22 protein-coding genes and 1 pseudogene are annotated in these 21,533 nt (G+C 55.5%); all 23 read left to right on the top strand.

What is annotated here, in order from left to right; genetic code table 11:
* Positions 1–10: 10 nt before the first annotated feature.
* The 23 genes and pseudogenes from ACVDHE_RS15580 to ACVDHE_RS15470 all read left to right on the top strand — a co-directional run bounded on the left by ACVDHE_RS15580 (position 11) and on the right by ACVDHE_RS15470 (position 21,528).
* Entirely contained in the window at positions 11–514 is a 504-nt protein-coding gene (locus tag ACVDHE_RS15580; RefSeq protein WP_458885110.1) for a DUF2004 domain-containing protein, read from the top strand.
* A 16-nt stretch (positions 515–530) separates the two neighbouring features.
* Entirely contained in the window at positions 531–941 is a 411-nt protein-coding gene (locus tag ACVDHE_RS15575) for a hypothetical protein (RefSeq protein WP_458885109.1), read from the top strand.
* Positions 942–973: 32 nt separating this feature from the next.
* Positions 974–1,528, top strand: coding sequence for an SUKH-3 domain-containing protein (locus ACVDHE_RS15570; protein WP_458885108.1), 555 nt, complete (start codon positions 974–976; stop codon positions 1,526–1,528).
* Positions 1,525–2,529 carry a DKNYY domain-containing protein gene (locus tag ACVDHE_RS15565; protein ID WP_458885107.1) on the top strand — a complete coding sequence of 335 codons (1,005 nt, stop codon included), beginning with the start codon at positions 1,525–1,527 and terminating at the stop codon, positions 2,527–2,529. Before ACVDHE_RS15570 ends, ACVDHE_RS15565 begins: the two co-directional genes overlap by 4 nt.
* A gap of 16 nt (positions 2,530–2,545) precedes the next feature.
* Positions 2,546–3,091 carry a hypothetical protein gene (locus tag ACVDHE_RS15560; RefSeq protein WP_458885106.1) on the top strand — a complete coding sequence of 182 codons (546 nt, stop codon included), beginning with the start codon at positions 2,546–2,548 and terminating at the stop codon, positions 3,089–3,091.
* Between the two features lie 16 nt (positions 3,092–3,107).
* Positions 3,108–3,434, top strand: a complete 327-nt coding sequence (locus ACVDHE_RS15555; RefSeq protein ID WP_458885105.1) for a DUF5713 family protein — start codon at positions 3,108–3,110, stop codon at positions 3,432–3,434.
* A 5-nt stretch (positions 3,435–3,439) separates the two neighbouring features.
* Entirely contained in the window at positions 3,440–3,787 is a 348-nt protein-coding gene (locus ACVDHE_RS15550) for a hypothetical protein (RefSeq protein WP_154041066.1), read from the top strand.
* Positions 3,788–3,823: 36 nt separating this feature from the next.
* Positions 3,824–5,104, top strand: coding sequence for a DUF4241 domain-containing protein (locus ACVDHE_RS15545; protein WP_458885104.1), 1,281 nt, complete (start codon positions 3,824–3,826; stop codon positions 5,102–5,104).
* Positions 5,105–5,118: 14 nt separating this feature from the next.
* Positions 5,119–6,078, top strand: coding sequence for an NTF2 fold immunity protein (locus tag ACVDHE_RS15540; RefSeq protein ID WP_458885103.1), 960 nt, complete (start codon positions 5,119–5,121; stop codon positions 6,076–6,078).
* 22 nt (positions 6,079–6,100) lie between these two features.
* Positions 6,101–7,582 carry a hypothetical protein gene (locus tag ACVDHE_RS15535; protein WP_458885102.1) on the top strand — a complete coding sequence of 494 codons (1,482 nt, stop codon included), beginning with the start codon at positions 6,101–6,103 and terminating at the stop codon, positions 7,580–7,582.
* A 12-nt stretch (positions 7,583–7,594) separates the two neighbouring features.
* Positions 7,595–8,194: a hypothetical protein gene (locus ACVDHE_RS15530; RefSeq protein ID WP_458885101.1), complete on the top strand. Its 600-nt coding sequence runs from the start codon at positions 7,595–7,597 to the stop codon at positions 8,192–8,194.
* A gap of 10 nt (positions 8,195–8,204) precedes the next feature.
* Positions 8,205–9,074: an NADAR family protein gene (locus ACVDHE_RS15525; protein WP_458885100.1), complete on the top strand. Its 870-nt coding sequence runs from the start codon at positions 8,205–8,207 to the stop codon at positions 9,072–9,074.
* Positions 9,062–9,520, top strand: coding sequence for a C-GCAxxG-C-C family protein (locus ACVDHE_RS15520; protein WP_458885099.1), 459 nt, complete (start codon positions 9,062–9,064; stop codon positions 9,518–9,520). The genes ACVDHE_RS15525 and ACVDHE_RS15520 overlap by 13 nt, the downstream gene beginning before the upstream one ends.
* A 22-nt stretch (positions 9,521–9,542) precedes the next feature.
* On the top strand, positions 9,543–9,839 hold the full coding sequence (locus ACVDHE_RS15515) for a DUF6881 domain-containing protein (RefSeq protein ID WP_458885098.1): 297 nt from the start codon (positions 9,543–9,545) through the stop codon (positions 9,837–9,839).
* Positions 9,840–9,854: 15 nt separating this feature from the next.
* Positions 9,855–10,805: a hypothetical protein gene (locus ACVDHE_RS15510; RefSeq protein WP_458885097.1), complete on the top strand. Its 951-nt coding sequence runs from the start codon at positions 9,855–9,857 to the stop codon at positions 10,803–10,805.
* Positions 10,806–10,807: 2 nt separating this feature from the next.
* On the top strand, positions 10,808–11,497 hold the full coding sequence (locus tag ACVDHE_RS15505; protein ID WP_458885096.1) for a hypothetical protein: 690 nt from the start codon (positions 10,808–10,810) through the stop codon (positions 11,495–11,497).
* Between the two features lie 9 nt (positions 11,498–11,506).
* A complete protein-coding gene (locus ACVDHE_RS15500; RefSeq protein ID WP_458885095.1) occupies positions 11,507–12,172 on the top strand; it encodes a hypothetical protein in 666 nt (221 codons plus the stop codon).
* Positions 12,169–13,137 (top strand): hypothetical protein, encoded by a 969-nt coding sequence (locus ACVDHE_RS15495; protein WP_458885094.1) that lies wholly within the window; start codon positions 12,169–12,171, stop codon positions 13,135–13,137. The genes ACVDHE_RS15500 and ACVDHE_RS15495 overlap by 4 nt, the downstream gene beginning before the upstream one ends.
* 16 nt (positions 13,138–13,153) lie before the next feature.
* Positions 13,154–13,723, top strand: a pseudogene (locus tag ACVDHE_RS15490) (RNA 2'-phosphotransferase).
* Between the two features lie 127 nt (positions 13,724–13,850).
* Positions 13,851–14,696, top strand: a complete 846-nt coding sequence (locus ACVDHE_RS15485) for a hypothetical protein (RefSeq protein ID WP_458885093.1) — start codon at positions 13,851–13,853, stop codon at positions 14,694–14,696.
* 25 nt (positions 14,697–14,721) lie between these two features.
* Positions 14,722–15,072 carry a DUF6547 family protein gene (locus ACVDHE_RS15480; RefSeq protein ID WP_213039045.1) on the top strand — a complete coding sequence of 117 codons (351 nt, stop codon included), beginning with the start codon at positions 14,722–14,724 and terminating at the stop codon, positions 15,070–15,072.
* 15 nt (positions 15,073–15,087) lie between these two features.
* On the top strand, positions 15,088–20,649 hold the full coding sequence (locus tag ACVDHE_RS15475) for an immunity protein Imm33 domain-containing protein (RefSeq protein WP_458885092.1): 5,562 nt from the start codon (positions 15,088–15,090) through the stop codon (positions 20,647–20,649).
* Positions 20,650–20,664: 15 nt separating this feature from the next.
* Positions 20,665–21,528: a CbrC family protein gene (locus ACVDHE_RS15470; protein ID WP_458885091.1), complete on the top strand. Its 864-nt coding sequence runs from the start codon at positions 20,665–20,667 to the stop codon at positions 21,526–21,528.
* Positions 21,529–21,533 lie beyond the last annotated feature (5 nt).

The following is a 21,533-nucleotide window of genomic DNA, read 5'->3' as shown; positions in this document are numbered from 1 at the left end:
AGGTGCAGAGATGAAACTGAACTGTAAACGCATTGATTTTACATATACCCCCGGCGAGGAGATCTTCGCCTTTCCCGATGAATCGGGACTACCCTTTATCTTCGATGTAGAGGAAGAACTGACCGGCGATCCTGCTGCCATGGATGCGGTGGGAAAAATGCTGGATGAGGCGGAAAAATTGGCGGAGAAGGCCAAAGCCGCCATCAAAGCAGCGCTGGCGGACGAGGACAGCCGCTACCATAGCGTTGTGACATTTTTTATGGAGTTCCACCGGGACGATGTAGGCCCGGATATTGCGGTGGAACTTTTTCCGGGAACCGACCCATCCAAGCTGTCCTTTGCCGAGATGGTGGACTTTTTGAAGCTCAAGCGGTTCGGCAGTCTGGTGGATGACGAGATGGATCAACAAGTTTTCATTATGGATCTGTCCTTCAACCCGGAGATCACCGACGAGTTGATGGTAATCTACTTTGACTTAAACCAGGAGATTTTCTGTATTACCCATGAAAGCTGATGAAAGAGAATTGCCTATGGAAAAAGCGACTGCTGTTAATACCTGCTTAGGTGTTTTGAAGGGACGGGACTGCATCTATCTGGATCAGGTGAAACAGGATGCTCTGAACAATCTGACCTTTACGGGGGACATCAATGGCCATCTAATCTCCCAGTGCAGGGACGAAAAAGACTGGTTTCCCTATACACTCACCTTCCGGCAGGTGCTGGCCTATTTTATCTGTGAATTGGACACCTATGAAAATATGGCTGGGACGGAGTATCTGGATGGCAGTTCCTTCGATTTAATTGAGGACAGCACCTGGCTGAAGTCTCTGCCAGTGCGGGAGGACTTTGACAAAGGCATCTATCGGCACTACCGGCTGTTTACATATGATGATGTTTACAACATCATTGCGGTTTCCTATGAGTTTGTGGCAGAGTTGTAAATGTCTGAAATCTGGTAATGGAGGTAACCACCATGATCAAAGAACGCATCCCCATTTCCGGCGATCTTAAAAGCAAGGTCAAGCAGCTGATGGAGTACGCCGGATGGCAGGAAGGGCGAAAAGTGGACATCTCCATTGCGGAAAAGTATTACGCCGAGCATGGTGCCCCGATGATGAAGTCCACCCAGCGGTTTTACCGCAAGTATTTCGGCCTGTGCTGTGAGTGGTATCTGGAGCAGAAAAAACTGAACTGGGCGGCTGACTTCCAATTCGCTTTGTTCCCTTACCTGGTCAACGGGATCAAAAACCATTTGGAAGAAGCCTATTTTCGGGATATGTCCGGCTGTGAACTGGCAGAGGTAGAACAGGCTGCCGGTGAAAAATGCCAGCCTATCGGTCATATCGGCTACTACTACCCGGCGGAGGTTTGGATCTCCGAGTACGGGAAACTGTATGCGAAATATGAGTACCAGGATGAGATTGAGTGCTTTCCAGATGTGTTTGCCCTGATAGAGCGGGATCTGCGGCAGTGTAAATTTGATTCCGCTGCCATGAAAACGGTTGAGGCACTGGACGGAAAACTATGAAACATGACTTTACTATTTGGCGCAATCAAATATTGGAGAATCCGCGGGACATTTCACCGCTGAAATTTGGTATGTCACAGGATGAGGTGATAGAAATTTTCGGGAATCCCGATGCCGTTTCCACCATGAGAAGCGACGGGAAACCTTTGATCCTCAAATATCATGACATTGAACTGCATTTCGATAGAAAGGCCCCTCATGGGCTCTACTTAGTTTATAGCGACGACGAAATCGAGCTGAGCATAACAGATCATCACGACGAACTGCTGTGGCCGATCACAAACACAGAGCCGGTGGACAACGAATTTTTTCTTCGGGATGGAGCCGTTTATTTCTCTGGTCTATATGAAAACGGCTTATTGAAGGGTGTTGCGCCCAAAGACTTCTGCTGCTGGCATTACTGGGGCAAATCCTCTACGGCCTGCTTTCTCGGCGGGATTCGCCTGCGTGGAGCAGACCCGGCATCGTTTCGGGTGTTAAACTATGCCTACGCGATGGACAAAACAGCCGTCTACACTACCAGCGGGAGAATCCCAGATGTAGAGCTGACAACCTTCCAGGTGTTGGACAATGGCCAGAACGATTCGGGCGCGCCACAGGGATATGCAAAGGACAGCCGGCAGGTCTACTTCCACAACGGAGACGGCAAGGTGAAGATCATCAAAGGCGCGGAAGTTTCCTCTTTCCGCTCGTTGGGCGACACCTATTTTGCCAGGGATGAGAAACGAATCTATGCTTACGGTAAGCAGCTTCCCAAGGCGGATCTGCCCTCATGGGAATTGCTCAGTCACTGGTATTCCCGCGATGCCAGGCGGGTGTACTACCTCAACCGGGAGATTAAGGGGGCGGATCGGGACAGTTTTGCGGTATGCACCCCGCTGGACACACCTCCACTTGCTGACCACCTGGCCCGTGACAAGGACCATTTTTACCAAAACGATGAGATGATTGAAGAACCGCTGTGGCTGGAAAGGCTGCATGAGTTAAAACCAGAACAGTAGACGGAGGAAAACGGCTATGGATTATTTGAAAGCACTGCGTGATGACCCTGATCTGGCAGAGGAGTTTGATTCCCTATTTGACTTCTTCCTGCTGGATGAGTTGTCCCCGAGGGATGAGGCGGATGGTCGAGCAACCTTCACACTGCCCGGTATGGCTTTTGCCAGAGATGGCTCCGGTGGAGAATACCACCTGTTGGAAGATGGCTCCATCGGTTATTACAGCAGCGAAGGTGAGGCAGGCCGTCTGGCTGAGAGCATGGATGACCTTTTTTCACTGATCGTGAGCTGTATCTGCTGGCACGACTGCTGTGACGCAAAGGAGTATGCGGACTCCAAAACACTGGAGGAATACGGGCAGAGGCAGCGCAACATCAACTTGGAAGATATGGATATGGACAGCTGGCGGCGGGTAGCTGATGCTCTCGGCATCCCTATCGATGAGCCGCTGGCCCCTGTTCTGGAGCGGTTCCGCAAAGCGACGCAGCGCCAGCCCCTGTATCAGTGTGTGTTCCATGAGGATGACGGAAGCCTGACCGAATCCTACGGCCTGATGTTTGAATGAGAAAGGAGCAATCCCTATGAAAACCTTTGACCCGAATTACAAGCTACTGGACGAGATGTACCGGGACGAATACTATCCCGATTTCCTGGTGGACAAGGTAAAAGACGAGCTCCAGAAGGTCATCGACCTGCTGGAGGGCGGCGAGACTGACACCGAGGTGGTGCAGGAGACCCTGGATGAGGCGGTCTGCGGCATCAATGATCTCCAGGAGGAATTTGACGAGCACGACAGCGAGATCGAAACGGTGGCCCGGGATTGTATTGGTGTCACTGTGGCCTACATTCTGGAGTGGTTCGGCATTCCGATTGATATTGAGGAGGCCATCCGAGAAAGGGACTGGTGAAAACAATGTCCATTGAAAATATGTTTGGCGACCTGGATAAGATCGACATTCTGGCAGAAACCAAAGCCGGAGAAGTGGTGATGGTTTTGGTCTGCAACGGCTTTATTGACGGCTCCCCGGAAACGCAGAAGGCCCTGCTCGACAAGATGGAGGGCTATCTGAACCACACCCAGAGTGAGGAGTTTCAAAAGGAATATGGTGGCTGGCCCGTGATCTTGCGTGTGACCCTTGGCCGGGAGCCGGATGAGCACATCCTGGCTCTGCTCAGCAAGTGCCCTGCTTGGGCGGCGGACTATGGTGTAAAACTGGAAATTGAAATTGGAGGAAAACAGGTACGCATTGTAGAGAGCTGACTTATCCTCAAACCAAATCAACAGGAGGAAACTACCATGCCGACTGCCGAGTGGCTGAACAAATACGAATCCATCAAGGAAAAACTCTCCTGCAAAGCTGACTTAGACGCTCATTTCACAGAGAAAGTGATTGGGAATAGGGAAGTGGCTGTGCTGGACATTGGTGCCGTCCATTTCCCCACCGGGACGATTTTCGCCTGCGATCCGCTGGTGGAGCTGGAGGACACGCCGCCCTTTATACAGACCATTCCTGCCGGGACTTATCCGGTAAAGATCTGCGTGGTGCCCAGTGAGAAATACGGCGACCGCTACGCCTGCGTCAAGGTGGAGATCAGCCGGGAAAGGCCTGTCCGCTATGAGCTGGGCATGACCGGCAAAGAGGATCTGGACGAGGAACTGGGCGAGGACGATTATTTTGGCTTTGGCGTAGACGCCGGAATGGGCTGCATTGCGGACATCCAGACCCAGACAGTCTTCAAGACCTACTGGGCCAAGCGGCTGGAGGAAGATCCGGACATCAACCCCTACAACGACCTGTTCTGCGATCTTCTGGAAGAAAACGCCAAAGTCCACCCCAAATATCAGGGGGACTGCGGCGACTGGCTCAACTGGACGGTGCCTGACACGGACTGCAATCTGCCCATCTTCGCCTCCGGCTGGGGGGACGGCTACTATCCGGTCTACTTCGGCTATGACGCAAAGGGCAAAATCTGCGCCGTGTATCTGCGCTTCATCGACATTGAACCCAGCTACCAGGAGCAGGATGATGATGCCCCCACAGCTGAAAAGATGGAGGAGGCCTATCAAAAAGCCGAGGAGGAGCGCCGGGCCAGATGGGCGGCACGGAAGCCCTACTGGGCCCATGTGGCGCCGCTCCCTCCGCAGGACAAAGAGAAGCTGGAGGAAACCGTCCGCTCCATGAAACGGCGGTTGCACCTTCCCGCCGATGCCGACGGAAAAACCATCGCGGCTCGGCTGGACGAGTATCTGCGTCCCTATATCGGTAAGGGGAAATACCCCTGGTTCCGGTACGAGGATTTGTCAGACTTTGCTCTCCAGTTGGGCTACCTCTACGGCGAGGCATTTCGGTTGGCCTACGGCTGGCAGTGGGTGGAGATTGGGCAGGGAGAGGATGAGACTTCGGCGGGGCTAATTTCCCCCAACGAGCATTACAGCATCTTCCCCTTTAATCAAATGTACAAGGTGCTGACCGGGCAGTATGAGAATACCATTGTCTCTTTGTTTGACTGGTGCCGGGATCTGGATGAATATGAAAGCGACACCAAATATGCCCTGGTGACCGTAGTGGATGAGTAAGGAGGAAAGCAGCGATGGAATGGCCGAAACGGGCGCGGACGGCGAACTGGGAGAGCGGTGTCCTGACCTTAGACGAAGAAAAGCAATTTGAAATCCCGGTGCTGACCGCAGAGATCATGGAGCAGCTGGCCGGTTACACCCTGGTGGGCTTTCATGTGAAAGGCTATCCGGTGACAGATGAACTGCTTGTCCCCTTTGCCGGACATAAAAGCATGGCCAACTTCGGCGTGGAGGACGGTGCGCTCACTGACGCCTGTTTCCCCGTTTTTTCCGCTATGCCCAAGTTGCGCTATCTGCTGCTGACCGGGAACGCCGGGATCGACGGAAGTGGCCTGTCCGCCCTGCGAAGCGGTAAACTGGACCTGTTGGCCCTTGACCACACCGGGCTGGATGATGCCGGCCTGTTCCAAGCAGCCTCCATCCCCAAGCTCTCTCATATCTGGATCGACCACACTGCTGTTACTTACGAGGGACTGCTGGCCATCGCCGGCAACAACTACATCCTTCCGGTGGCCCATGTGCAATTCGCCAAGGAGCAGATGGAACACTTCTCCCAGCTCCAGCGGGAAAAGGCCAAAAAGCCCGTCCAGCTGGACGACCAGGCGGCGGCGGAATGCCGCGGGGTGTTGTCCGCTTTCTTTGCGGAAATGACGGAATGGGAGCAGTACATGGAGCAGGCCGGGTTTGAAGATGGCGAGGCTGTGCCCCGCCTGCTGGTGATCTGGGAGAAGTATGTGAGCGAAAAGCCCCGCCCGGGCTACCGGCCCCTGGGTCTCTCATACAGCGCCCAGGGCACCTACAACGGGGAAGAATTCCTTGACGCGGAGCAGATTACCAAAAACAAGCTCTACATCTACACCAGGGAGAAAAACACCGGCTTTGACCGCCGCTTCCTCATGAAGCGTGTGGGCGAGGGCTGGAGGATCGACGCGGTGCAGGAGCGGCTGGATGGCTGGCAGCGTACGGGACTATAAGGTATCAGAAGGAGGCGCAGGTATGAAAGCACAAGCCGGAGAGGTCTATACGGTCTACAACCAATACCTGAAACGCTACACCGCCTGCCAGGTGGCCTATATTGCGCCGCCGGACACGGTGAGCAAAGAATCTTGTGCAGTGGTCCTCTCTCTGGATTGGGTGGGCGACGCCCCTCTGACTGCAGAGGAACTGCCCCATCTCCGCCCGCTCTACAAGGACTTCATGTACTGGCCCCGCGACCTCCACCTGCTGCGGGTGCCGTTGGAGGTCCCGCCCCAGTATAAACTGGTGGGTACACTTCCGCCCTTCACCGACCAGTCCTGCCGCTCCTATGGCGGCTGGAGTGACGGCTATGATATGTATCTCCAGATCCGGTGGCAGGCCATTCCGGAGGAACGGCGGCGGGCCTTCAAGGAGGCCATGGAGAGCGACGGGGTGACGGAGATCGGCGGCATCCCGGTGAAGGTCAACAGCCATCGGGTGATGGACCAGTACGCACCATTCGATTCGGCGCTGGAACTAAAGGCTCTGCCCTGCCTCTCCGAACTCATCTGCGAGCGGTGGCACCCGGATCTGCTGGAGTTTTTGCGGGATAACCCCTTTGTTGATGAAGTGACTTTGCTGAACCACGGTCAGAGGACACTTGATCTGCGGGACACCAGCATTAGAAAGCTGATGCTGGACATGACCGGGCTGGAGGAGCTATGGCTGTGTGAGGGAACGGAGCAGCTCCTGTTCCAGAACAAGGGGCCGGACGCCTGTACCATCCATGCCCCCGAAGATGGCAGCGGCCTGACCCTCCAATTTATCGGGGAATACTGCCCGCACACGGAACTGCCGAACCTACGGGGGCTGCATGGCATCGAGCTGAAGGACTTTGATCTGACCGGGCTGGCTGCTGTCCATCCCCACCTGAAGGAACTGCGGCTCTGGGGCGCGCCGGGAAACCTGGGGAACTTCTCCGCCGTGGGAGGGTTCCGGGAACTGACGAACCTCTCCACCTTCGACCTGTTCGGCTTCGGCGCAGCTGACATCCCCACCCCGGAGCAGGTGCCGGAGCTTCGCTGGTTCTGGATGACCAGCCTGCCGGAGACGGCGGCAAAAGCGGCAAAGCAGCTCTGGAAAAGCAAGCCGGGAATGGATCTGTGGATCACTAAGGCCCGGAAACCAGAGTGGCTGGCGCAAAACCTGGACAATCCTTTCCGGGGCTGGGATGGTGCGGAGCATATCCCTGCCGCCGCTGCGAAAAAGGCAGCCGGTCAATACCGCAAGACTCGTTCCCAGCTGATGAAGCTGGCCGCTGAACCGGGCGAGGGCGCCCAGGTCCAGTCACTGGATGCGGTGGCAGCCTATACCCAGACCTTCAACAAGATGGGCTTTATCGAAACCGAGGAACGGGATGAAATCTACATGGCCCTGCGGGGTATCCTGGATGCCCTGCCGGGTGATACGCTCCAGAAAGATGCCCTGATTGAGAAGTTTGATGAGCTTCGTGATTTTTGAGGATGTGAGTTTATGCGCCGAGTGGCTGATGAACCCTATTTTACCCACAGTGCCTACAGCGCCTTCACCACCGGCATCCAGGTAAAATGCCCCAAGTGCCATGGCGCGGGTGCGGTGACAGCGGACAATGATAACGCCTATTTCCGCTGCCTGAGCTGCGGCCACCGGATGACGCTGGATCGGACGGTCTACCGCTATGATGTGCATAACCAATGCAGAAACTGCGGCAGGTACTATCGGGTGGATATTGAAGATGGGGCAAGGCAGCACTTTCCTGTTCTCCATGTGGCCTGCCCCTATTGCGGGGCAACCATGCCGGGCGAGGTACACAAGACGGCGGAGGCCTTCTCCTATGGTGCGGAGATTCAGGGCGGACGAGAACCTTATTTTGGCCTGGAACTGTGGTTTTTGACCTCATTCCAGGGCAAGCCAGTCTGGGCCCTCAACCGGGAACACCTTGCCTATCTGATCGGCTATCTCAGCGCTGACCTGCGGGAAAAGCCATCGGGAAGCCCGAAAAAGACCCAGGCCGACCATCTCCCTACCTTCATGAAAACCGCAAAGAACCGGGAGCGGATCGTGAAGCTGCTGAAGAAGCTGCAAGAGAAATGAGGAAAACAATATGGCTCTACAAGATAAGAAAATAATGCCTCCCCCTTGGCTGGCCCACCGGGAGATCGAGCGATACTCCATTGGCTGGCGCATGGGCTATGGGGAGGATTACATAGACCGGTTTGGTACCTGGCTGGACACCCTCTCCCCGGAGGAGCAGACGGAATACCGCATTCTCTTTCCCGAGCCGGTGACCTGGAAGGGCTGGTGGGACAACGAGGACACGGGCGAGGTGCTGGCGCACGGTGACTTCCTGGTGGAGGCGTGGCAGCCGGAGGGCCAGCCCAAGTACACCCGCCAGTGGCTCCAGCAGGAGTTTGCCGCAGGGAGAACGCAAGAGCTGTGCCTGTTCTGGGGCCACCAGCCATCCCAGGACGGCCAGCTGACGAAAAGCTGTCTCAGCCAGTGGTGGATGGAGGACTTCTATACGACGGCTGACTCCTACCTCTACACGGAGCAGTATATGATGGCGGGCAAAGCCCAGCTGTTTGGAGATCAGGAGACCCGAAAGGAGATCCTGGCGTGCAGCGCCCCCAAGCAGATCAAAGCCCTGGGCCGCAAGGTGCGGGGTTTCGACCAGAAGGTATGGGACAGGTTCAAATACGCCATTGTGCTGAATGGAAACTGGTGCAAATTCAGCCAGAACCGGGAGCTGCGGGAGTTTCTTCTCTCCACCGGGGACAGTGTGCTGGTGGAGGCCAGCCCCTACGATGCCATCTGGGGCATCCGCCTTTCGGCCAGCGCCCCGGAGGCCCAGGACCCAGCAAAGTGGCGGGGAGAGAACCTGCTGGGCTTTGCGCTGATGGAGGTGCGGGACGAGCTGCGCCGGGTGACACAGAATGAAATGCTTTGTGATTGGAGTACAGTATGGGAACGATGAAACTCTATGAACTGGTGAACCACTACCATGTGGGCACCGAGCTGACCTGTGCCGAGGCCATGTTTCTGGCCTGCAATGAATATTACCACCTGAATTTGTCCGAGGAGACCCGGAAAATGTTCTCCGTCATGGGCCTTGGGATGCAGACCGAGCAGTCCTGCTGCGGCGCCTTCACCGTGGCGGTGGGGATCATCGGCCTGATGACCGCAAAAGAAGGCCAGACCGATGTGAGCAACATGGAGGGCTACCAGATGATTGCCGAATTGACGGAGTTTATGCTGGGTTTCTATGGAACGCTCCACTGCGTCGCGCTGCAAAGGCTGGAGATCGCAGGCTATGAAAATCCCTGCCACGCCATCGTGGAGGCGCTGGCCAAAAAGCTGGAGGAACTGCTGGCGGGCCGAAGGATCTTCCGTCCGGCAAATGCGGGACAGTTCGGTTCATAAAATCTCAAGGAGTGGTATCGGGATGGAGTACATCAAGCTCTTTTGGGAGGGTGCGCCGGAGGGAGAACCAACCGTCATCCTCTATGAAGTGGATACCGCAAATGAGCGGCTGGCCCTCCGCTCCATCGACATCTTTGCGGATGGCCGCACCCGCAACATCCCTAACCTTTACGAGGGCGCCATCGAGGTCACACCGATCCCCACCGTGGAGGAATTGAACGCCAGTGTCTGGGGCGGGGAATTCCACGCCTGCTTGATGGGGAAAGCGGAATTCGAGGCCGTCTGGGAAACTCACACCTATGATGGAGCGTTAAAGTAGCCAGGAGGAGACACTATGAACAAACCTATAAAAGCCAAAAATCTACCGCTGTTCTCCATCATTGACCTGGACCAGCTGCGCCGGGAAAACCATCTGGAGGGCACAGAAGTGACAGACTTTTTCACGGCAAGTGATGGAAAAGTCTATCTTCTTATGGAACAGCCGTCCGAAACACAGGGTAAGGACTGGCTCAGCACTCCTTCCACCTATACCGCGGTGGAAATTCAGCTGGATTGGGCGGAACAGCGGGTGCAGAAAACGACGCTGTTTCCTCTTGGCCTTTTGAAGTTCCAGTTCCATTATTTGCGGCCCGCAGGTGATCACTTCCTCCTGCTGGGGGCAAGATGCGCCTATCGGGAAAACGGCCCAGACCAGAACGCCTGGATCGTCAGCCGGGACGGAGCTGTGCTGTCCCGTTTCTGCCTGGGGGATGGCATTCAAGACTGTGTGGTAAAAAAAGATGGCACCATCATTACCAGCTACTTTGACGAAGGTGTATTTGGTAATTACGGTTGGGATGAACCTCTGGGTGCTTGCGGCCTGATTGCATGGACATCGGAGGGAACTCCTCTCTGGAAGAATGAGAAGTATTCCATCTATGACTGCTATGCTATCAGCCTGGACGAAGAAGAAAACCTGTGGTTCTATTATTACGATGAATTCCGGCTGGTGCGGACGAACTTCAAAGAGGACGCTGTGTTTGAACTGCCAATCGAAGGAAGCGGAGCTTTTTCTGTTGCCCCGTCCGGCAATGCCTTCCTGTTTCAAGGCGGATACCAGCAACGGGACAAATTCTACTTCCTTGCCGCTCATGGTGATCACCTTGGGCAAAAACAGGAGGCTATTCCCACCTGTGACGGAAACAAGGTCGCTGTGGAGCAGTGCAGCCTGCTTCGCAGCCAGATGCTGTTCCTCGGAAAAAACGGTGTTCTCTATGGCGGGGTACTTGGTAAAAGCGAGGAATGACAATGGTTGAGATCAATCGTGTCTGGCTCAATGTGGATACAGACACCAACAAAATCACACTATTCGGCCGCCCCCGTGTATCCATCCGTGTGGATGAGTACATTTGGAGTTTGATCGAAGAACATATCGTGAAGCCCCATAAGCTCATGCGCAGCGAAAAGCATAGGTATCTGCTGAAAATTGCCTTTGGCCGATTTGATCCGGTGCGGCACCGATATTATCCGCTTTCCCCGTACAACGGGCAGCTTCGGGAAGGCGTCAAGCCGGACAGCGCAAACGGATGGTATCCCCGTGAGGACTTTGTAGACTCTGAGGAACGCGCCACCTGGTTCTCTCCCGATAAAATCTGGACAAACTGCGGCAACAAGGTTCTGGATGTGAATGTTGATGCCGCCAATGTGAGCGAGAGCATCACCCCCAGAGAATACGCAGACTTGCTGTTCGATGGGATTGGGGCAGCACTGGTGTTTAACTTCAAAAGGCTCAAGCGCGAGGAGCTTGATGGGCTGAAACCCAAGATCGACTGGAGCATGGTAGAGAGTTTTCCCTTTCCCGCACCCTTTGAGGAGCAACGGTACATTGGGGACGAGGGCAAAATTCATGTGTATTCCTGGGATGGCCGGCAGGAAACGAACCTTGTAGGCCCTTATTCTGTGCGGGATTTATATCTGGACCATTTCGGAAAATTGTGAGGTGAGCACATGGCAAAGGGCATTCGTGAACGCCTACTGGAGCAGGCAATAAAGTTCCATCAATGGCAGGAAGCCACTTATCCCGGCAAAACCAGCGAGGAACTCGGCGGTGTGTGGGAAGTCGATTATCCATACTGGAATGATACTTACAGTGCCTTTTGCCATGTGTTGACCCAAATGGATGCAGAAACGGCAGACAGCGTCCTACTGGATGAGATGGTCTATCTGATCGCCAGGGACAACGAAGCGGAGGGGTTTATACAGGAGACCACTTCCCATCCCCAATGGTTCGAGTGCCTCTGCCGCAGGGCCGCAGCCTCCAATGAGAGTGAGGCCAAGTGGCAGTTTGCCGCTTATCTGCCAGAATGTCCGTGCAGCCAGGAAGTCAAAGACATGATCCTGGACTTCGCAAAGGACCCCAATGAATATGTGAGCCGGCGGGCGCTTTTGGCGATGCCCGCTCTGCGCCCTGACTGTGTGGAACAGTTCGCTCCGCTGTTCTGGGAGCGGAACTGTTATTCCCTCGAATTACAGGAATACCAGCGGATCGCGGTTCTGGTCTCGCTGGATGCCATCCATTCCGGCCTGCTTCCACAATACTTGGAGCAGGCCAAGCAGGATGGCCGGCGCTATCTGCTGGGACACGCAGAAAGGATCGAAGGAGGACTACTGTGAACGAAAATTTATTCCGCACCCAATTCGATCAACTGGAAACCACCGAGAAACAGGCGCTGATGGAAAGCCTTGCTGCTCGTTATAATATGACTTTTCTCGGTCTACATACCTTTGACCACTGGGGCCAGAACTGTACCACCGGCATATTCGAGAAAGATGGCCGGGAGTTTGTCTTTGTTCCCGGCGATACTGTCACCCTGGGCTGGGAACGGTTCGCCGTTGGGCTGGATCAGGACAGCCGAGAGGAACTGGACGATCTGTTTCAGGAATGGGAGATGGAACAGGACCCTGAGGAGATGATTCGGGAAAGCATGGCTCCTGTTCGGCAGGCAGCCATTGGCCCCATGCTGGTGGGCCGGGAACTGGAGGAACTGTGCTGGGAGCCGGTCACAATGGACGATCCCAGATTGACCGCCCATCCTGACTGGCTGAAGAAGTTCCGAGATTTTGCCTGGAGCGACCTTGACAGCCTTACCTTGCACAAGTCAACACGCATTGAGCGGACGGAAAAGGGCTTTCAGATCTGTATCTATAACCGCACTGATTACGATGAACTCCTTGCTGGGCTGGAAAAGCAGGGTCTTTCGCTGCCTACGGCGGACGAGTGGTCCTATCTGTGCGGCGGCGGGTGCCGCACCCTGTTCCCCTGGGGGGATGGAATGGACTACTCCATGCACCTGCACCACTTCGAAAGCCCAGAGGATGAGGACAAGCCCTTCGATATGGAGGAGCCTAACTTCTTCGGAGTGTCCATCGCCTATGATCCCTATATGCGGGAGGTCGTGAAGGCCGAGCAGTTTACCACTTGCGGCGGTGATGGCGGGCGCAGCATCTGCGGCGGACTTGGGATCTTCCTCGGTTTCCTGCCCTGTTCGCCGCACTGCAAGCCGGAAGTGCAGGAGGACAAGGAACTGAACGGCGACTATGACTTCTACCGGCCCATTATTCGTGTGGAATCAATTTGAGAATGCGGAGGGCAACATGAGAGAAACAACACCCGATCTCACAAGGATCAGTAAGTATATCAGCTTGATCCTTCGGCACAAGCCGGAGGTCATTGGAATCCAGTTGGATGCCCACGGCTGGGCGGATGTCAATGCGCTGCTGGCGGGTATCAGCAGGAAATACCCCATCAACCGGGACATTCTGGAGGAAATCGTGCGGAGTGATGAAAAGCAGCGATATTCCTTCAGCCAGGACGGGACAAAAATCCGGGCCAACTAGGGGCACTCTGTCCAGGTGGATGTGGAACTCCCCGTGACTGAACCACCGGAGACGCTGTACCACGGAACGGCTCAGCGGTTTGCCGCCTCCATCGAGGCCCAGGGACTGCTCCCCCAGAGCCGCCTGTATGTTCATCTTTCACCGGATCAGGAAACAGCGGAGAAAGTTGGACGCCGGCATGGAGAACCTGTGATCTACCTGGTGGATGCCGGCCAGATGCACCGGGACGGATATCTCTTTTATTTGTCCGCCAATGGAGTCTGGCTGACAAAGGCGGTTCCTGCGACCTACCTGAAACGTTTGGAAGATGGATTGAAACAGCATTGACCTATCCCACCGTTATGGTTGTAGAAAGTAATTTGTAGCCGGAGGGAGAAGGAAAGCCTGGACACCCGGCTGTGGGGCCGGTGTGGAACCTACTACTTACAGAAAAAAGACTGAAGGAGGCGTCAACATGGATGTCGTGAAACTTCCCAAGAAAGTCCGCATGGTCTGCTATGAGATCATGGATGGCAAAGAAGCCTTGGACACGCTGGAATTCTTTGCCGATAAATACCCCCATCAGGTTGCGGCGGTCAAGGCCGAGGTCGCCTATTTCAACCTGGACTATGAAAAGGCGCTGGCTTTGGATCTGACCATCCTTCCCTGGCTGGAGGAGTGGTATTACAGCAATGTGAGCGATGAACACATGATCGCCATGACGGTGGCTGCCATCCAGCTCCACCGGGAGCAGGAGCTGATTGCGGCGCTGACGAAGGAACAGGCGCGCATCCGGGCTGAGAATGGCCTCCCCCAGCGGGATCGTTTCTGTGACATCCTGATGGGCTACCTCAAGCGGGGCGTTATGCCCTTTGCGGACAACGACAAGAACTACCCCTACCATGAACCGGAGGAGCCGCAGACGAAGGAGCAGCTCTGGGCAAAGCTGGTGGAACAGAATAAAAAGCTCTCGCCGGACGATCCCGATGCCAGGCGGAAGCTCTATAACCACTGCTGTATGTTCGGAACCGCCAGGGATGCCGTAGATCTCTTTGAGGAGATCCAGGGCGTGCCCATGGCTGACTCCTCCTATCGGGACGCAATCGCCCGTTATCTCTATCTGGGGCAGCGGGAAAAGGCGCTGCAGACAGCGGAGCGGTTGGCAACATCGCGGCTGTGGGCGGTTGCCGGTCCGACGCAGGTGCGTCCCATGTCTTTCTTTGAGGACCCGAACCTGCGGGAGTTTTTGCTGGAGCCGGAATCCCTCCGGCGCATCCGCGAGGCTGCCTTCATTGATGACGGGAGTTTGATTCGAAAGTAAATCGCTTGGAATTGGAGGATCTGCCATGAGCAAGGAACTGGAACTGTATAAAGCATTCATTGACGGCCTTGTGGAGCGGAAAGACAGCATGACGGCCCTGTGGGTCAAAGGTGATGGCTTTCCCAAGACGGAGGACAACAAGGCGAAGAATGATCTTCTCGCCACACTGACACCGGAGCAGAAAGATGTGCTGGCCGAGATGCTTCAGGACGAACATATTGCGGGTATCCACGATACCCTTGCATATATCAATGAGATGATGGATCTGGAGGGGCTGGAGCTTCATCAGGACGGTGAATCCTATCCCAACGACTATTTTGAGAGCCTGCACTATGACTTCATCAGCCGTTGTGACGGAGATGAGTGGCCGGAATAAAAGGAGGCGTGACAGATGTATATCAAAAAATACTGGGGCAACTTTATCGGAGGCTCGGACGACAGCCTGAACCTTGTGGCCTTTTTAGAAGACCAGAAGAAAGAGGAAATCCCCCTCAGCGAAATCTTCACCAAGATCGGTCTGGACAAGCAGAACTGGGACTTCCGCCAGACCGTGGAGTATCTGGAGTTTACACACTCCGATGGCGTGGAGATGGACTTCCACTTCGCCATTGATGTGGTCACCGACCTGGCCGCCATTCTGCTGGAGTGCAGCGTCAGCGGCAGTGTGAACCTCCAGGATCTGGACGAGTACAACACCCCCTCCCGCCGCATCCGCATCACCGCCACGCCAGAGGAGCATGACGCCATGAACAAGGCCCTGACGGATTTTGCGCAGAACCCGCTGGAATATGACCTCAGTGAGATGATGAACGACGAGGAGATCCAGGAGATGGCTCGGGATGTGGAGGCGCTGCGGAAGGAACTGTACGAGGCCGCTGGCCGCAACCGGGACTTTCATGTGAAGGCAGAGGACATGAAGAATCTGCTCCCCGACTGGGAGGAAGCCAGTGGCTGCATCGCCACCAACCGCATCACGGTGGAGGGCTGCAAGGTTGGCTACTGCTACCGGGAGAAGGCGGACGGCGACTGGGACAGCGGCTGGCGCTTCACCGCCGGTGATGAGAGTGACGAGTACATGGACGACCCCAACAACGCCGGGATCTACGGCCTCAACACCATCTGCAACGACGATCCCGACATCATCCCTCTGCTGAACACCCCCGCCCCCTGCGCCTTTGAGCGGGATGAAAATGGCGTGTTCCAGCAGATCAAAGACTGGAAACCGGATGAGGACGAGGAGGACCCGGATATGGATATTTTGAAGCAGTGCCAGAAGTGGCATGAGGAGAACAAACACCAGAAGATCATTGAAGCACTGGAGGGCATTGAGGAGCGCACTCCGGAAATGGACAGCCAGCTTGCAAGGGCGTACAACAATGAGGCAGATCACAGAACGCCGGAAGGCAGAGCTATGCTCAAAAAGGCCATCGCTCTCTTGAAACCTCATGAGGAATACTTTGAGGGAGACTACTACTGGAACTTTCGCATGGGCTATTCCTATTACTATCTGGATCAGGAGGGCAGGGCTCTTCGTTACTTTGAAAAGGCATTGGAGGCCCGCCCCGACGACGAGGACACCATGCAGCTGATCGACGGGTGCAAGAAGGGCATCTCCCTGCCGCAGTTCTCGGAGTGCTTCCGGGAGCGGACAGAGGACTGGTGGGAAACCTTTGCCGAGATGGAAGCAGAATTGCGCCAGATGATGGACGAGGACAAAGACCACACCCGCGGCGCAGAACTCGTGGCCCAAATGCAGGAAACCCTGAATCTGGTTTTTGATGAAATCTCTTTCGAGATGGGCTTCAATGGCAAAAAGCATGATTTGATTCTCACTCCGGAGGGCGACAAGGTCAAGCTCTTTGAGCTGATTTACTTCCAGAAGCATGCCCCCAAGGAGGTGCTGGAGCACTGGAACATCCTGGTGGGCCGTCAGCCCCTCCCGAACATCGGCCTGCGTACCGAGGATGGATGGAATATCTCTGGGGATGATGTGCAGATCTGGCTGGAGGAGCAGGGCGAAAACAGCTTTGCCATCTCCGCCTACTGCGAAAAGCTGCTGCCCATGCTCCGGGAGGCGGAAGGCCGAGTCTGGTGGATGCTCACCACCCTTACTGACCAAGTGCTGGGCGAGATCTCCCACATGTGGTACATTGATGACTTCAATGTGCTGGAGGAGCCCAAGGCGGAGCAGTCCTTCCTCCTGTCCCAGTTGCCCGATATGCTGAAGGAAAAGGGAGCGAACCTCTCCACCGATCCAAATGCCTATCTGAACAGCTACCTTGGCTACGAAATGAAACCCAATGAAGACCCGGAAGCCGACTGGCGGCTGGATGTGATGGCCGGCTCCACCAACTGCGTGCCTCTCATCAACGGCTATCTGAATGCCGACAATGACTTTATGGACGATCTCCATGCCGACGGAGCGGTGGCCGGCTTCTTCTGCTATTCCCTGGATACCCTGCGGGAGAAGGAAGGAACCCAGAAGATTTTCGACTTCCGGGACAAGCTGGAGGAAGTGTTCACCACTGGCGATGGCCCTGAGATCCTCACCCTCACCGGCGGAGCCACCGGCCTTTTCTGCGGCTATGTGGATTTCATTGCCTGGGACATCCAGACGGCGCTCCAGATGGCCAAGAAATTCTTCGAGGACAGCGACATCCCCTGGGCCACTTTCCACACCTTCCGCCGGGAGGCAGGCACAGTGAACCTGAAAACGCCGTCCGAGGAGGAGCAGGCCCCTGAGCTGGACGAGACGCTGACGGGCATGGACTATATCTCTTACACCCCGCAGAACGAAGAAGCATTTTTCCAGCAGCTGGAGCAGTGGAACGACGAGGACGAGTACACCCGCTGCATCCAGGCATTGAATGCCATCCCGGAGGACTGGCGGAACTACCGCACTTCCTACGCTCTGGCACGGGCGTTGGAGAACTATGCCATCATTGGGGACCACGACGAGGGTACCCCTAACTATAAGGGAGATAAGGCCCTGCGCCGAGCCATTGATGTGCTGAAGTCTGTCCGGGAAGAGGGCCAGGACAAGGCGGAATGGAACATGCGCATGGCCTATGGCTATCAGTATCTCTATGGTCAGGAGGAAAAGGCCATCCCCTACGCCCAGCGGTGGGCGGAGCTGGATCCCGAGGACGAGGACGCCCCGGCGGTGATTCAGGAGTGCCAGAAGGAGATCGCAAAGCGGGCCGAGGCAGAGGCCGAGGACGAAAGTGACCACACAGGCGTCTTCACCGGCTTTGTGCTGCTGTCCAAGGCAGAATGGGATAAAGAGCAGTTCATCCGGGACATGAAAGAAAAGTGGGACATTGCCGTGGATGAATACGACGAGAGCAAGGAGAAGGACGACGACGCGCTGGTGTTTGAGGTGGGCGACATGCTGGCCGCTGTCAGCCTGGCGACCTACCCCATCCCTAATGGCGAGGCCGAGGGCAATGCGGAAAACAACTATATGTGGCAGGATGCGGTCAAGGTTGCCAAGGAGCATTGTGCCCACTTGATGGTAGCAGTGCTGGGCAAAGAGGAGGATCTGCTGGAAAAGGGCAAGCTGTTCACCAAGGTGGTGGCCGCCTGCTGCCGCCAGGAATATGCCACCGGCATCTACACCAGCGGCGTGGTGTTTGAACCCCGGTTCTATGAGGGCTTTGCCGAGCAGATGTGCGAGGACGAGTTGCCCATCTTTAACTGGGTCTGGTTCGGCCTCTGGCGGGATGAGAATGGCATGAACGGCTATACCTATGGTCTGGAATCGTTTGGTAAGGAAGAGATGGAGGTGCTGGGCACCGATGCCAAGCCGAGCGATCTGCGGGATTTTTTGGCCAGCCTTGTGTCCTATGTACTGGAGAATGATGTGGAACTGCTCGATGGGGAAACCATCGGTTTTGCGGCAGATGATAAGCACACCATCACCCGCAGTCCCGGCGTCGGACTGCCGGAGGAGCAGCTGACCCTGAAAATCTCCTGGGCGTCATCGGACGGTGACCCAGACGGCGAAGCGCCCGAGGATGAAGAAACCGGTGTTCCCGAGGTCTACACTCAGGAGGAGATGGAAGCCGTCGAGGGACACATCCAGCAGTATTACGGCAAGTTCGAGAATGTGTTCCATGAGCTTTCTTCCCCGGACATCCATGTGGACATCTGCGTTGTTCCGCCCTCCGAGGAGCGGAACTACTACACCCTGGTCACCATGGGCATGGGCGCCCACCGGATGAATGTGCCGGAGGAGCTGGCCGAATATAAGCTGGAGCGGGCGGAGCTGGCTATTGCGCTGCCGGGAAACTGGAAGCTCAAGCATGAGGATTTGAAGAATGAGCGGTGGTATTGGCCTATCCGACTGCTGAAAACCCTGGCCCGCCTGCCCATTGCCAGCGATACTTGGCTGGGCTTCGGCCATACCATGGACAATGAGGAGGACTTTGCAAAGGGCACAAAGCTGTGCGCCGCCATTCTGACCGGCCCCCAGGACACCGAAGATGGCAGCGATGTCTGCATCCTGCCGAGTGGCGAGGAGGTCAACTTCTATCAGGTGATCCCTCTCTACCGGGATGAATTGGAATATAAGCTGGCCCATGACGCGGACGCCCTGCTGGACAAAATGAACGGCATCAGCTTTGTGGTGGAGCCTGATCGTCAGGATGCTATCACTCGTGGCACTCTTTCCAATGATGATTTTGACGGTGAGATGGACGATGTCTCCTATCATATCGAGAGCATTGAGGAGAAGGGGCTGCCCATTGACCCCATAAATGCTTATAACCTCTTTGCCATTTACCTGCGCTGGTGCATAGAGCATGATCTGATGGGCGAGGACTTTCTGAACGAATACGGCGAAGTGGCCAAACAGGTCAAAGCCGACCCTGCCAGTGTGGATCTGCGGGCGTTTATTCGGGACAAACTGAACGGGCAGATTATGGTTCCGGTGTTCAATAAGATTGGGCGAGCATTTACTTCTTACTACTATGGCGAACCTGACAGTCCCAATTTCCCTCGTGACATTGAAAACTATGCCTTGGAATATCTCGGCCCAGAAAAGTATTACTCCGATGAGTTCCAGTTTAAGGCCCCACTGTTCATCCCCTTTGACGAGGACTACTACCAGGCCATGGCAAAGGTGATCGAGGAACGCTTCATCAACTGGCAGGGACAGGACTTCGACGAGGACACGCTGGAACCCTCCGAACTGGCTGAGGCGTTGATGGAGTATCTGGACTGCGAGTGTATCTATTTCCCCTCCATGAAGGACGATGATCCCATCATGTCGGCATACAGCTATGCCAAACGGGAAAGTGTCAAAGAAGGCTTTGTGCCAGTGCTCATCAAGGCGGATGACGAAACCCTGTGGGAGTGCCTCATTATGAATTCCGACCCGGACAGTGATGGTGAGGACGACTATGCTTTCGACCCGGACAAGGTAGCCGACTACCGGAAGAAGATACTGTCTGCACCTGTCAAGGACAGCAAGGCGGTCCTTGAGGCACTGATCGGCCAGCGCAAGGAAGAAGCCGAGGATGACGATATGGACTGGGATGAGGAAATCCTGGGCGAGATGGAGGGCGGAGAACCCAACGACCGCTTCTCCAGCTACTGGGATGATGATACGGAGATGACCTATCCGCTCATTCTGGCAAAAATTCCGGTGAAGAACCCCTGGGAGATCTTCGCATACCTGCCCTTCGGAAACTGGAATGACTGCCCCGACACACCGAACCTGATGGCGGCGGCCAAATACTGGTTCGAGCAGTATGGCGCGATGCCTGCTGCCATGAGCCACGACGAACTGGAGTTCCTGCTTCCGGCCCCCGTCCCCAAGGAGAAGGCCATGGATGCGGCGGTGGAGCTGTACGGCTTCTGCCCAGATTTGGATCGGGACGAGGATGGAAGCATTGGCGCTTTGGCAGATGCCCTGTGGCAGTCCACCGTCTGGTATCTCTGGTGGGATTGATGGGAGATTGTGACCATGAACGAATACCTGAAGGAATATATTGAACTCCAAAAGCAGTTTCGAGAGACAAAAGGAAATCCAGACAGTGTCCGCGCTCTCTATACCTTCAAGGAAAAACTGGAGCAGTCGGAAGACAAGCAGGCCAAGGAAGTGCTGGTGGATGTGTATGATCTGCTGGACTTCAAGAAGGATGCCTACGAACTGCTCTGCCAAATCGGAAATCGTTCCGATAAAAAAACACTCAAGCGGCTGGGCACGCTGAAGGAATATGCGGAAAACTGGGGCAATCATTATGCTCTCCCCAAGCCCAAAACGCTGGAGGAAAAGCAGAAAGAGAAGGAGCGGCAGGCTCAGCTGGGCCTGCCCACCTTCCGGTATCACCCCAATCCGCTGGAAACCGGCGCTTTTGAGGAGTCCGCGGATGGCGTTGCCTGCGACTGCTGCGGCAAGACGACCCATATTTTCTATACAGGCCCCTTTTACGCTGTGGAGGATATTGAGTGTCTGTGCCCGGAGTGTATCTCCAGCGGCGAGGCGGCCCGGAAATATGACGGCAGCTTCCAGGACGATTGCTCCGTGGACGATGGCGTGGAGGACCCGGCCCGACTGGACGAGCTGATCCACCGCACGCCTGGCTACTGTGGCTGGCAGCAGGAATACTGGCGCGCCCACTGCGGCGACTACTGCGCCTATCTGGGCCATGTGGGTGCCAGAGAACTGCGGGCGCTGGGTGTGCTGGAGGATGTGCTGGACGATCCAATGTGGGATGACGAACATAAGGAAATGATCCAGGAATCCGTCAATGGCGGGCATCTGCAATGCTATCTGTTCCAGTGCCTCCACTGCGGGAAGCACCTGGTTTGGATGGATTTTGATTGATAAGG

The sequence above is a fragment of the Dysosmobacter sp. Phy genome, from assembly GCF_054476235.1.
Note: the sequence above shows the minus strand (reverse complement) of the source record. Positions and strands in the feature narration are given on the sequence as shown.